Genomic DNA, 12,614 nt, shown 5'->3' with positions numbered 1-12,614 from the left:
TTGACAGCCATTGTGTGAAGCCCTATACAGCGGACCTCGAATTTTATCGGATTACCTTATTTAGAACGGAGTAAGTGCAGTGAAGCGCACCTACCAGCCAAGCAAACTCGTACGGAAACGCCGCCACGGCTTCCGTTCCCGCAGCGCGACCGTCGGTGGCCGCCGTGTGCTGACCGCACGCCGCGCCAAGGGCCGCAAGCGTCTGTCGGCCTAATGTTGTGACCATTTCGGTGGAACGCCTTAAAAAGCGTGCGGAATTCCTCCGTGTTGCGGGCACCCGCCGAAAATGGGTTACACAAGGGTTGATCCTTCAGGGCGCACCGCGCCCGGGGATCAAGCCGGATACAGAATACGCCGGTGAAGATCGATTCGCACGAGTCGGATTTACCGTCACCAAAAAGGTGGGAAAGGCCGTCGTCCGCAATCGCGTTCGGCGGCGTTTGCGTGCTGTGGCAGAGCAATTGATGAGCGAACTCGCATTACCCGGTTGGGATTATGTCGTGATCGGTCGTGCCCAAACCATTGATCGGCCGTTTGACAAGCTGATTGATGATATGAAGTTTGCTCTGCGTCGGGTTCCTGATGCCAAACCGTCAGCACCGGATTCGCGCCGTCCCCGCAAGGGACGCGGTGGCAATCCGTCCAGTGCCCAGACAAAGGCAGGAGGCCAGTCAAAATGACCTCCCGGACGCCCGCACCCGGTTTCGTAGCCCGTCTTCTTCAAATCGCTGTTCGCGGTTACCAGCTGTTTTTGTCGCCTTATATCGGGTGGTCCTGTCGCTATCAGCCGACCTGTTCGGCATTTATGATAGAAGCATTGGCCCGTCACGGGGCAATAAAAGGCGGCTGGATGGGATTTAAACGGATAATGCGTTGCCATCCATGGGGTGGTCATGGTTATGATCCCGTGCCCGGATGTGGCTGCGAACAAAACAAAGCGTCGTCGGATGGTGAAAACCGGTCCCCGGCGCTTTCGTCATGTAAATAGAATAAGCGGTCGGCGCGTGCTGGCTGAGCAAAGCGGAAAGAGGCGATGAACGAACAACGTAACCTGTGGGTGGCAATTGCATCGGCAGTTGTGATTCTTATCGGGTGGCAATTCTTCTTTGCGCCGGAGCCTGATACCCAGGTTCGCGAGGCGCAAGTTCGTGAACAGCTTGATGCAAACGGCACCAACACGCCGCAGGTATCAAACGGTACACCGCGTGTACCGGGCGGTGGACCGGCAGTGCCGACAGTCAAACGTGAAGATGCACTGGCGAAATCGCCGCGCATCGCGATTGATACCCCACGCATCGAAGGTTCGATTCGCCTTGTTGGCGGCGTGATCGACGATATCCAGCTTCAGGATTATCGCGAGACCGAAGAACCCGACAGCCCGCTGATCCATGTTCTGAACCCGACCGGCAGCGATGATGCCTATTTCGCCGAATTCGGCTGGGTCGGCGCTGACAGGAACATCGCCCTTCCCAACAGCGACACCCGCTGGACGGCAAGCAGCGACAAGCTGACCTCGGAAACCCCGGTTGTCCTGTCCTGGGACAACGGTGCGGGCCTGACCTTCAAACGTGAAATCGCCATTGACGAGAATTATCTGTTCACCGTCAAACAGTCGGTCGAAAACAATAGCGGTGCGGAAGTTACCCTGCATCCCTATGGCCTGATCTCGCGCAAGGGCATGCCCCATACGTCGGGCTTTGCCGTTTTGCATGAAGGCCCGATCGGCGTCATCAATGGCAGCCTTGAGGAATACAAATACGATTCCCTTGCCGATGATGGTGCGGTTGAAGAAACAACCACCGGCGGCTGGCTTGGTTTCTCGGACAAATATTGGCTGGTCGCGCTGGCGCCGGCATCTGATGAACAGATGACCACGCGCTTTAGCCACCATATCGATAACAATACCGACAAGTTCCAGACAGATTACCTTGGTTCGGCCCGCACGGTTGCCGATGGTGCGTCTGCATCCTCGGAAAGCCGCCTGTTTGCCGGTGCCAAGGAATACAACCTGCTGGTCGAATATCAGGATGAATTTTCGATCAAGCTTCTGGACCGTGCGATCGACTTTGGCTGGTTCTGGTTCCTGACCATTCCGTTCTTTGAAATGCTGCAGTGGATCAACCATCTGGTTGGCAACTTCGGCGTTGCCATTCTTCTGCTGACGGTTCTGGTCAAGGCCGTGATGTTCCCGCTGGCGAACAAGTCGTACAAATCCATGAGTGCGATGAAAAAGCTTCAGCCGAAAATCACTGCGATGCGCGAACAGTTCAAGGATGACCGTCAGCGTCAGCAGCAGGAAATGATGGCGCTTTACAAGCGCGAGAAGATCAACCCGGCTTCGGGCTGTCTGCCGATTATTGTTCAGATCCCGGTCTTCTTTGCACTGTATAAGACCCTGTTTGTGAACATTGAAATGCGCCATGCGCCGTTCTTTGGCTGGATCCAGGACTTGTCTGCACCGGATCCGACCACGATCTTCAACCTGTTTGGCCTGATCCCGTGGGATCCGCCCCAGATGTTGATGATTGGTGTCTGGCCGCTGATCATGGGTCTTACCATGTATCTGCAGCAGAAACTGAACCCGGCACCGGCCGATCCGACCCAGGCGAAGATCATGATGTTCCTGCCGTTCATCTTTACCTTCATGCTGGCAAGTTTCCCGGCTGGTCTGGTGATCTACTGGGCATGGAACAACACGCTGTCGATCATTCAGCAGCGCTACATCATGTACAAGATGGGGGTTTAACCCCCATCTACCCTTTACGGGTTTATCTTCCCTTCGGGGGAAAATCCCCGCCAGTTCGGGGAAGGAATGACAATGACACAAGAAAATTTGCCCTCGGATACTGCTATTCCGAAGCATGAAGACTCAGTAATCGAAGCCGGGCGGAAGCTTTTTAGCCGCCCGGTTAACTTCGTTCTTGGTGTGGCGCAGCTCGAACAGTTGCCGCCAGAGGAAAAAACAGAAATCTGTTTTGCCGGACGTTCCAATGTCGGCAAGTCCAGCCTGATCAATGCGATCACGGGCCGCAAGGACATTGCCCGGACGTCAAACACACCGGGACGTACCCAGCAGCTGAACTATTTTGATCTGGATGGCGCGTGCTATGTCGTCGATTTGCCGGGCTATGGTTTTGCCCAGGCGCCAAAGGATATCGTCGATACCTGGCATGCACTGATCAAACAGTATCTGCGCGGGCGTGTGACCCTGCGTCGTGTGTTCGTGCTGATTGATTCCAGACACGGCTTCAAAAAGGCCGATCTGGACATGATGAAGCTGCTTGATGAGTCAGCGGTGCCTTATCAGGTTGTGCTGACCAAGTCGGACAAGCTAAAAAAGGGACAGCTTGAAAAACGCATCAAGGAAGTGGTCGATGCCCTGGTGAAACACCCGGCCGCCTTGCCACAGATTTTTGCGACATCAAGTGAGAAGAATACCGGACTTGCGGAATTGCGGGCAGAAATATCCACGCTGCTGTAACATCGTCAGGTTCATCGCTTAATTATGGGGAAGTGAGATGAACGAAGAAATCCGTTCTGAAGAAGATCAATCGGAATCCAGCGCATACCGGACGCTGGCACGTGCCAAAGTCCTTTCCGAGGCTCTTCCCTATATGCGACGATTTAACGGTCAGACGATCGTGATCAAGTATGGCGGCCACGCGATGGGTGACCCGGAACTGGCCCGCCTGTTTGCCCAGGATATGGTGTTGCTCAAACAGGTCGGCATGAACCCGATCGTGGTGCATGGCGGTGGTCCGCAGATCGGCCAGATGCTCAAGCAGCTCAATATCCAGTCGGAATTTGTCGACGGTCTTCGTGTAACCGATCAGCAAACCATCGACGTTGTCGAAATGGTTCTGGCCGGCAAGATCAACAAGGAAATCGTTTCCAACATCAATGCCGCTGGCGGCATCGGTGTCGGTCTGTGCGGAAAGGATGCGCATCTGATCACGGCGCGCAAACTGACCCGGACCAAGCGCGACCCGGAAAGCAATATCGAAAAGGTGCTTGATCTGGGCTTTGTCGGTGAACCGGCAAAGGTCAATCCGCATGTGCTTGATTGCTTCATCAATACCGACATTATCCCGGTCATCTCACCGATCGGTGTTGGCGAGGATGGTCAGACCTATAACATCAACGCCGACACGGCGGCCGGGGCGATTGCCAAGGCGGTCGGTGCGCGTCGTCTTTATATGCTGACCGATGTGAAGGGCATTCTTGATAAGGACAAAAACCTTGTAAGGGATGCCGATACCGACCACATCAACGAGATGATTGCCGATGGCACCATTCAGGGTGGCATGATCCCGAAAACCGAAACCTGCATGGATGCGGTACAGAACGGGGTCGAGGCCGCCGTGATTGTCGATGGGCGTGCCCCCCATGCCGTGTTGCTGGAACTGTTCACCGAACGCGGTGCCGGAACCATGATCCGCGGGAACTGATCAACGGGTACCGGTCCTGTCAATCTGGCTTGAATGATCAGCCGGACGGACGGGACCGGATCCCTGCAATGAACCACCACTTTCGTATAGTTTCCCGCGACGGATATCGGGTTCCGTGATATGTTGATGCGCAGATTTACGCCGTTCTGGCGTAGTGCATTGACATGATTACCGAAAACGAGCCGGAGCAACCGTGGTGACGACGACGGACCAACAGATAACCCGTCACTGGGAATGTGCGGATGCGACTTTAAGGGCTCTGCGCGAGCGCGGCCTGCGCCCCACGCCAGAGCTGTACCATGTATGGTTCGTCTATTTCGCCGAAGAAAATCCCGAAATCTTGCGCGTCATTGATGCGGTCCAGGCCAGCGGCGACCAACTTGCCGAAGACACCCTGCTTCAGCTTTATTACCGTTATATCTTTGACCGTCAGGCTGCCGATTTCCTGCAACGTGGCATGGAAGACTTTTCCGAGCTGGTGGAAAACAGCGACGAATGTCTGAGTACGGCGCGTGCCGGTCTTGGCAAATATGGCGATCTTCTTGGCCGGTCACTTGCGACCCTTAAGGATCATCGTGAACTAAGCCCGATCCTGACCGAGGTCATCGATCAAACCGATCAGATGCGCCAGACAATCGACGGTTTGCACAAGCGCCTTGATAGCTATCTGAGCCGCGTTGCCATGTTGCAACGTGAACTCGATGAAACCCGAGAGCGATCCTATACCGACGGCCTGACGCGGGTGTCCAACCGCATGTATTTCGAAGAACAGCTGACCTTGCTGGCGGCGGAATATGATGCATCTGATCATCCCGAACCGTTTTGTGTGATGATGGTCGATCTTGATCAGTTCAAATCGGTCAATGACCGGTTCGGGCATCGCATCGGGGATGAAATTCTGGTTCTGATTGCCTCGATGCTGAAGGCCAATATCAAGGGGCGTGACATTGTTGCGCGTTATGGCGGTGATGAATTTGCCATCCTGCTGCCCCAGACGCCGCTTGGCGATGCCATGGCACTGGCCGAAGATATGAGCAAACGCATCGCTGCACGCGAAATCAAGGCCAAGAGTTCCGGGACATCCTATGGCCAGATGACCATTTCGGTCGGGGCTGCGGAATATATCGCCAATGAAGGCGGGGCAAAGCTGATTGATCGTGCCGACAGTGCCCTTTATCGCGCCAAGAAGAATGGTCGGAACCGGAATTTCGCCGCCGAGTGACACGGGTTCTACTGTCGATTGGGGCAATGGGCGTGGTTTTGCGTTTCAATGCATGTGTGCCATGACGGTGGCAGACTTGCATTGAAGCGTTCAAAAGCGTATGTAACCAGCGCCCGGCATGGTCTGATGACTGTGCCGGGCGTTCCGCACTTGCAGTCATCATCAATGTTGCGCAGGCGCAGAGTTTCCCGAACCAACAGCAGATCGCAGAATGCAAAGCACCAAAGAGCCGCGCGTAGTTACATTTGGATGTCGCCTGAACACCTATGAATCCGAGGTGATGCGCGACCATGCCAAAAATGCCGGCCTTGATGATGCGATCATTATCAATACCTGTGCGGTTACGACCGAGGCCGAACGTCAGGCGCGGCAAAGCATCCGCCGCCTGCGCCGGGAAAACCCCGATGCCAAGATCTTCGTGACCGGGTGCGCTGTTCAGGTCAATCCCGACAAATTCGCCAAAATGACCGAGATCGACCGCATCTTTGGCAATGACGCCAAGATGAAGGCCGAAACGTTCCTGATGCCCGAACATGAACGCGTTGTCGTCAATGACATCATGTCGGTCGAAGAAACGGCAAGTCATCTGGTCTCGGGGTTCGAGGGCCGCGCACGCGCCTTCGTACAGGTTCAAAACGGCTGTGATCACCGCTGCACCTTCTGCATTATCCCTTATGGACGCGGAAATTCACGTTCTGTGCCGATGGGGGAAATTGTCAGCCAGGTGCGCGAACTGGTCGCCAACGGGTATGGCGAAGTCGTCCTGACCGGGGTTGATATCACGTCCTATGGGCACGATCTTCCGGGGCAGCCGACATTGGGCCAGATGTCGCGCCGGCTTCTGGCACAGGTGCCCGAACTGCCGCGTTTGCGCATTTCATCAATTGACCCGGTCGAGGTGGACGAAGACCTGTTTCGTCTGATCGAAACCGAACCGCGTCTGATGCCGCATATGCATATCAGTTTGCAGGCAGGCGATGACATGGTGCTCAAACGCATGAAACGCCGCCATCTGCGTCAGGATGTGGTCGATTTCTGTCAAAAAGTTCGGCAATTGCGCCCGGATGTGACATTCGGGGCCGATATCATTGCCGGTTTCCCGACCGAAACTGACGAAATGGCGGACAATACCCTGCGTCTGGTTGATGAGTGCGGTCTGATTTATCTGCATGTCTTCCCGTATTCCGCACGTCCGGGGACCCCGGCGGCACGGATGCCCCAGGTGCCCAAGGACCTGCGCAAGGAACGGGCAAGCGCACTGCGCGAAGCAGGTGATATTCAGCTCAACAAATTCCTGCAATCACGCATCGGCATGATCGAGAATGTGTTGGTCGAAAAGGAAAATACCGGCCATACCGAGCATTTTGCTCCCGTTCTGCTTGATCGCGTGATAGAACCGGGCTCAATAGCCAAGGCCAAGGTAACCGGCCTTGAAGATGGAAAACTGATAGCGGAGCTTGTGGGATGAGTGAAGAGGGGAAGAAAAGCTGGTTTAGCCGCCTGAAAGACGGGCTGAAGCGGTCCTCCTCAAAACTGACCACCGGGATTGCTGATATCTTCACCAAGCGCCGTCTTGATGACGATGCGCTTGAAGAATTCGAAGATCTTCTGATTACATCGGATCTGGGTGTTACGACCGCTGCAAAGCTGAGCGCGGAACTGGCCAAAACCCGTTTCGACAAGGAAGTTGATTCCGCCGAAATCCAGGAATTCATCGCCGACGAAGTCGCCAAAATCCTTGATCCGGTTGCCAGGCCGCTGGTTATTGATGCGACCAAGAAGCCGCATGTGGTTCTTGTTGTCGGGGTCAACGGATCGGGCAAGACCACAACGATCGGCAAACTTGCCAAGACCTATAAGGATCAGGGGCTCAAGGTCATGATGGCGGCGGGCGATACATTCCGTGCGGCCGCGGTCGAGCAGCTTAAGGTCTGGGGCGAACGCACCGATTGCCCGGTGATTGCGCGCGATACCGGCGCGGATGCCGCTGGCCTTGCCTTTGACGCGATCGATCAGGCCCAGCGCGAAGGTTACGACCTGTTGCTGATTGATACTGCCGGTCGCCTTCAGAACAAGGCCCATCTGATGGATGAGCTTAAAAAGATCGTTCGCGTGATCAAGAAACGTGATGACAGTGCGCCGCATGACACGCTTTTGGTGCTTGATGCAACGACCGGTCAGAACGCCCATTCCCAGGTCGAAACCTTTGGCGAGGCGACCGATGTCTCGGGCCTGATCGTGACCAAACTTGATGGCACGGCCAAGGGCGGTGTTGTCGTCGCGCTGGCTGAAAAATTCGGCAAGCCTGTTCATGCCATCGGCGTTGGCGAAGCGGCCGAAGACCTGCGTCCGTTCGAGGCCAAATCATTCGCCCGCAGTCTGGCCGGGCTTTCGGACTGATTTAACCGCACTGTTTCCCAAATCAAAAGGCAGCCCCGCGGGGCTGCCTTTTTGCGTCAGAATTTCGCGATGATGTCGCCGATCGACTTTCGGAAATTTGCGATTTCCTGTGTCAGGGTCGCAATCGGCTTTTTCAGGTCATCTGGCAATGCATTCTGGTCAAGATGGTCCAGTTCGGCTGCAAGTTCCTTTGCGCGGTGATCAAGCCCGTTTGCAAGGCGCTGGTCGGCATTGTCAAACAGCCACTCCATCACACGGTCCCGAAGTTCTTCAAGGCTGTGCAAATCCGGATCGGGTGACGGTGCAGTGATCCCGAAGGGCCGCAAGCTTAATTCCAGCTGACGATACAGGTCGCGCAATGTGCGCGTGCTGTCATGGCAAAGCGATTTGAGCTGGCCGTCATGAACAACCGGCAGGATGGCTTCAAGGCGCAAGGTGAAATCAACCGTGTCACGCACGACATCATTGATTTCGTTTTGCTGGTCGATGGTTTCGGGCATGTCGCTGCGATTGCGGTTTTCTTCAGCGACATAGCTGTTCGGGGCGAAAACCGGCAGCGCACCGGCGCGCAGGGTAAAGCGGGCCGGCAATTTGCCGATGATTTCACCATCGGCAAGGATCGGCGCGCCATCTTCGCCCTCGATCGTGATGTCGTCGCATTCCATGGTCAGCGCATAGCTGCTGTTATCGACCGAGCCAAATAAAAGTTCGGCGGCGATATCAAGACCGCTAAGTGTGTCGACACTGTCGCGAATGGCAAACATGTGCAAAAGACCGTCTTCCGGGCTTTTGGATTCGCTCGGACGCAGGCCGCCGCCAAAATACCGGCCATTGGTAATGGTCAGCTGGCGCAGCTTCATTTTTTGCGGTTTCTCATCGCCGCAGGTGATCGTCAGATCCAGCGGATCCATTTCGTGCCAGCTTTGCCAATTGGCAACGGCATAGCTGATTGCGCCCAGGGTACGCTTAAGATCGGGATTGATCCGTTTGCGCGCATCGGCCGGAACACCGATGCTGGCCGCATTGATAAAGCTGTGGTCATTGACCCGTCCGACATCCAGCATCCTGATCTGACCGTGAATGGCAGCGCGCGCGGCATCAACCAGATCATCGGGCAGGCCAAGGGTCCGCGCAAAGTCGTTTGCCGTGCCAAGTGGTACGGGGATCAGAACGGTGCGGGTTTCAATCACGGTTTCAAGAACCGCATTGATGGTGCCATCCCCGCCACCCACAGCGACAATGTCACCGGGTTTGGCAGTGGATTTCAGGTGTTTGCAAATATCATCCGGATTGTCACACAGCGTAAGATCGGTCTGATAACCGGCATCTTCGAACACGGTGCGCAGGGGTTCTGCGCCATTGGTACGCCAGTCATCAGGCAACTTTTTGCGGGTTAACAGCAAATGTACCTTACCGGTCAGATCGGAACTTTTCACGGCAATGGACTTTCACAAGATGAGAAGGGCGGGGGTGAACCGGCGCCTGATGGCGCCGGTTCATAATATATGTATCAGGAAATCGTTGCGCGCAGCATCCAGGCTGCTTCTTCATGCACACCGATACGTTCGGTCAGAAGATCGGCAGTTTTTACGTCATCGACTTCCTCGGCTGCGGCAACGCCGTCACGGATCAGGCGGGCCATTTTTTCGTGGTCATCAACAAGCTCCGCAACCATGTCATTGGTTTCAAGCAGCTTATCCTGATCAGAAATGACAGAATTTTCCATCATTTCCTTAAGGCCGGTCGGTGCAGCAAAGCCGATGGCGCGAATACGTTCGGCCATATCGTCAATGGCGGCATGCAGGTCTTCATACTGCTCTTCGGTCATTTTATGCAGCGAATAGAAGGCCGGGCCGACCACGTTCCAGTGAACACCGCGCATTTTGGCATAGAGTACGTGCGACGAGCCAATGATCTGGGTCAGCATCGTGGCCAGTTCGCGGCGATCCTTGCGGTTCACGCCGGTTTCGACGGGAAATTCCTTTGCAACGGTCTGCATACTGCTATGTGCCATTTTAAAACTCCTTTGGTTTTGAGGCGCCCCCGCATCGGCACGATATATATATGTCATGTGCCTTATTGCGATTTGGCGGGGCCGCTTTGACCATATAAACGTTGGCCTTTTTCAAAAGTTCCATGAAATAAAATGACCATAATTGGAACATTCTTTTGCACCATCCGTTTGTCAGTGTAAGCAGCGCGCAAGTAATTGTGCTGCCTATTATGAATAAGGAGGTTGTGATGTTGAGCAAGAAAACGCTGATGATTGGTACTGTACTTATGTCGATGGGTGTTGCGGTTCCGGCCTATGCCGGTTCGGCGAATGCCACCGACGCATCGGGCACGATCAAGACCGATGATGCAATGAAGTCGGACGCCAACAAGCTGGGCGACAAGATTGCGGCCCAGTATGAAGAAGCCAAAGACTTCACCTTTGAACAGAAAGAAGATTTCCTGGCATGGGTCGATGAAAAATCCGACCAGCTTGGTGATCAGTATGACGACGTGTCTGCCCGTGTGAAAGATGACAGCGAAGACGCTGTTGATGAACTGGCAGAAGCCTGGGATAGCGCTACCGACGAGTTGAGCGATGCCATGGCATCGGCCAAGGATGCATCGGCAGATACGTGGGAAGACGTCAAACGCGATACGCTGAACGCGCTTGAAAATGCGCAGAAAGCCATCTCGGACAGTCAGTCCGCCGAATAAGACGTCACAACCTGAACTCGGCGATTGACGTCCGAGGGTGACAGCCCGCCCGTTTTGGGCGGGCTGTTCTTTTTTGTGCGGCAGGAAGGACATCATCTTGAAAAGCGATCAAAATCGTTCTTTCGGACGGCTCGGGGATTTTTTCCGTGCAGCCCAGGAACGGCTGGCAAAACTTGCCGCCGGGCGCAAGGGACTGGCCGGTATTGCCGGGGCGTCGTTTCTTGAAACAACCATCATCCCGATTCCGATTGAAATCGTGATTGCCCCGGTGATGGCGGCATCGCGTGCACGCGGCTTTATCGTCGCCACGGTGACCTTGGCTGGCAGTGTGGCCGGCGCGGTCGGGCTTTATTTCCTGGCCTGGGCATTATTTGATGATCTGGCCCAGCCCCTGATCGACATGATGGGCAGTCAGCAACAGTTTGATGAACTTCAGGCGAAATTCGAAGATGGCGGGTTCTGGCTGGTCTTTCTGGTCAGTGTCACACCCGTTCCCATGCAGATTGCCGCATTGGCAGCCGGGGCCGCGTCCTATCCGGTTTGGCTTTTTCTGATTGCCATTACGATATCGCGGGCCTTGCGATATTACGGATTGTGGGCACTGGTTTTGGGATTCGGCGCGGGAATCGCCCGCATTTTCGAAGGAAAGAAACCCAAAAACATTTCCGTTCCCGGAAAATAAGTCCAGTATCGGGAAAAAATAGATATGAAAAAGGCCCGCTTTTGACGGGCCTTGTTCATGGAAGATTTGTTTTATTCCGGCTCAACACGAAAATCTGTCGTGCTTTTGCCCTCTGTCTCCGGTTCTTCGACGTCCTCGGCGATAAGACCGCGGCGGATCAATTCACGGATTGCGGCGGCACGCGTTGGCATTCGATGATCGAAGCGCCAGTCATCAATGACCTTAAGCTCCTCGTCATCCAGCATGATCTGGAGCTTTTCTGTTCTTTTCGGCGTTGGCACGTGGGGTTTCCTGTCAATTTCAGGAGCTTTAATTAGCCCCTGAAGCCATTGAAAATCAAGGCATTCAAAAATTTTGGAGTAACTTACGTTACCTCCGTTTCCTCCATAAGACAACCATCTTGCTGACTCTCGGTAAGTTCGAGCAGTGATGTAAGTAATGTAAAGTAATCACAGGCGGTAAATAATGTAACGTGATGCACTTAACTACATTGTGTCAGATATGTGTTTTGATAATGTTGTGTATGTGCTGTTTGTTCATTGTATTGCCTAAGTTAACTATACGATTTTACTTTAAATTTCATTTTCTTTTGTTACGGTAAGTTCATCCGAACAAGGAGGTTGTGATGTCTACTCAAGTGATGAACGAAATCGAAGACCATGTGCCAGCACTGCGCCGTCATGCATATCGCCTGACCGGCAGCACCGATCTTGCGCAGGATCTGGTTCAGGACACTTTGTTGAAAGCCATCAGCAAGAAGGACCAGTTCGAAGAAGGCACGAGCCTTAAGGCCTGGTTGCACCGGATCCTGTTCAACACCTTTATTTCCAGCAAGCGCCGTGAAAAAACCCGCGGCCCGCAGGTCGACTGGGATGATCTTGGTGATGTGTATGGTCATGGCAGCAACCAGATGGCGCGTCTGCAATTGCGTGATGCCGACCGTGTTCTTGAAGAATTGCCCGAACAGGAACGCCAGGCCATCCTGCTGACCGCTGTTGAAGAAGTATCCTATCAGGATGCTGCCGATCAGATGTCTGTTGAAATCGGTACCGTGAAATCGCGTGTTGGACGTGCACGCCGCAAACTGCGTGCGTCGGTTGGTCGAATCGAAGCGCGCGAGCACGCCTCACGCTACGTCTCAGAGGCCGCATAA

15 protein-coding genes are annotated in these 12,614 nt (G+C 54.4%); 12 read left to right on the top strand and 3 right to left on the bottom strand.

Annotated elements, in window-relative coordinates:
- Nucleotides 1-79: 79 nt before the first annotated feature.
- The 9 genes from rpmH to ftsY all read left to right on the top strand — a co-directional run bounded on the left by rpmH (nt 80) and on the right by ftsY (nt 8,070).
- A complete protein-coding gene (gene rpmH / locus SIB88_RS18560) occupies nt 80-214 on the top strand; it encodes a 50S ribosomal protein L34 (RefSeq protein ID WP_007091264.1) in 135 nt (44 codons plus the stop codon).
- A gap of 4 nt (nt 215-218) precedes the next feature.
- Nucleotides 219-680 (top strand): ribonuclease P protein component, encoded by a 462-nt coding sequence (gene rnpA / locus SIB88_RS18555; RefSeq protein ID WP_068517297.1) that lies wholly within the window; start codon nt 219-221, stop codon nt 678-680.
- On the top strand, nt 677-988 hold the full coding sequence (gene yidD / locus SIB88_RS18550; protein WP_101248177.1) for a membrane protein insertion efficiency factor YidD: 312 nt from the start codon (nt 677-679) through the stop codon (nt 986-988). The genes rnpA and yidD overlap by 4 nt, the downstream gene beginning before the upstream one ends.
- A 45-nt stretch (nt 989-1,033) precedes the next feature.
- Nucleotides 1,034-2,746, top strand: coding sequence for a membrane protein insertase YidC (yidC, locus tag SIB88_RS18545; protein WP_068517296.1), 1,713 nt, complete (start codon nt 1,034-1,036; stop codon nt 2,744-2,746).
- A gap of 72 nt (nt 2,747-2,818) precedes the next feature.
- Nucleotides 2,819-3,481, top strand: a complete 663-nt coding sequence (yihA, locus tag SIB88_RS18540; RefSeq protein ID WP_114114343.1) for a ribosome biogenesis GTP-binding protein YihA/YsxC — start codon at nt 2,819-2,821, stop codon at nt 3,479-3,481.
- 37 nt (nt 3,482-3,518) lie between these two features.
- The gene (gene argB / locus SIB88_RS18535) at nt 3,519-4,448 is read left to right on the top strand and encodes an acetylglutamate kinase (RefSeq protein WP_068517295.1); all 930 of its coding nucleotides are present in this window, start codon (nt 3,519-3,521) and stop codon (nt 4,446-4,448) included.
- Nucleotides 4,449-4,644: 196 nt separating this feature from the next.
- The gene (locus SIB88_RS18530) at nt 4,645-5,670 is read left to right on the top strand and encodes a GGDEF domain-containing protein (RefSeq protein ID WP_412558769.1); all 1,026 of its coding nucleotides are present in this window, start codon (nt 4,645-4,647) and stop codon (nt 5,668-5,670) included.
- Nucleotides 5,671-5,881: 211 nt separating this feature from the next.
- Nucleotides 5,882-7,138: a tRNA (N(6)-L-threonylcarbamoyladenosine(37)-C(2))-methylthiotransferase MtaB gene (gene mtaB / locus SIB88_RS18525; protein ID WP_068517293.1), complete on the top strand. Its 1,257-nt coding sequence runs from the start codon at nt 5,882-5,884 to the stop codon at nt 7,136-7,138.
- Entirely contained in the window at nt 7,135-8,070 is a 936-nt protein-coding gene (ftsY, locus tag SIB88_RS18520) for a signal recognition particle-docking protein FtsY (RefSeq protein ID WP_068517292.1), read from the top strand. Before mtaB ends, ftsY begins: the two co-directional genes overlap by 4 nt.
- Nucleotides 8,071-8,126: 56 nt before the next feature.
- On the opposite strand, the gene SIB88_RS18515 is transcribed toward ftsY, so the two are convergent.
- Both SIB88_RS18515 and SIB88_RS18510 read right to left on the bottom strand, forming a co-directional pair.
- Nucleotides 8,127-9,506: a diacylglycerol/lipid kinase family protein gene (locus tag SIB88_RS18515; RefSeq protein ID WP_101248173.1), complete on the bottom strand. Its 1,380-nt coding sequence runs from the start codon at nt 9,504-9,506 to the stop codon at nt 8,127-8,129.
- Between the two features lie 74 nt (nt 9,507-9,580).
- Nucleotides 9,581-10,084: a Dps family protein gene (locus SIB88_RS18510; protein WP_068517290.1), complete on the bottom strand. Its 504-nt coding sequence runs from the start codon at nt 10,082-10,084 to the stop codon at nt 9,581-9,583.
- Between the two features lie 227 nt (nt 10,085-10,311).
- On the opposite strand from SIB88_RS18510, the gene SIB88_RS18505 reads away from it, so the two are divergent.
- Nucleotides 10,312-10,779: a hypothetical protein gene (locus tag SIB88_RS18505; protein WP_114114354.1), complete on the top strand. Its 468-nt coding sequence runs from the start codon at nt 10,312-10,314 to the stop codon at nt 10,777-10,779.
- Nucleotides 10,780-10,876: 97 nt separating this feature from the next.
- A complete protein-coding gene (locus SIB88_RS18500) occupies nt 10,877-11,461 on the top strand; it encodes a YqaA family protein (RefSeq protein ID WP_101248172.1) in 585 nt (194 codons plus the stop codon).
- A gap of 71 nt (nt 11,462-11,532) precedes the next feature.
- Here SIB88_RS18500 and SIB88_RS18495 read toward each other — a convergent pair whose 3' ends face one another.
- Entirely contained in the window at nt 11,533-11,742 is a 210-nt protein-coding gene (locus tag SIB88_RS18495; RefSeq protein ID WP_068517289.1) for a hypothetical protein, read from the bottom strand.
- A gap of 344 nt (nt 11,743-12,086) precedes the next feature.
- Here SIB88_RS18495 and SIB88_RS18490 point away from each other — a divergent pair, with 344 nt between their 5' ends.
- Nucleotides 12,087-12,614, top strand: coding sequence for an RNA polymerase sigma factor (locus SIB88_RS18490; RefSeq protein ID WP_068517288.1), 528 nt, complete (start codon nt 12,087-12,089; stop codon nt 12,612-12,614).

The sequence above is a fragment of the Thalassospira sp. MIT121401 genome (assembly GCF_047125595.1).
Classification (GTDB): Bacteria; Pseudomonadota; Alphaproteobacteria; order Rhodospirillales; family Thalassospiraceae; genus Thalassospira; species Thalassospira povalilytica.
Note: the sequence above shows the minus strand (reverse complement) of the source record. Positions and strands in the feature narration are given on the sequence as shown.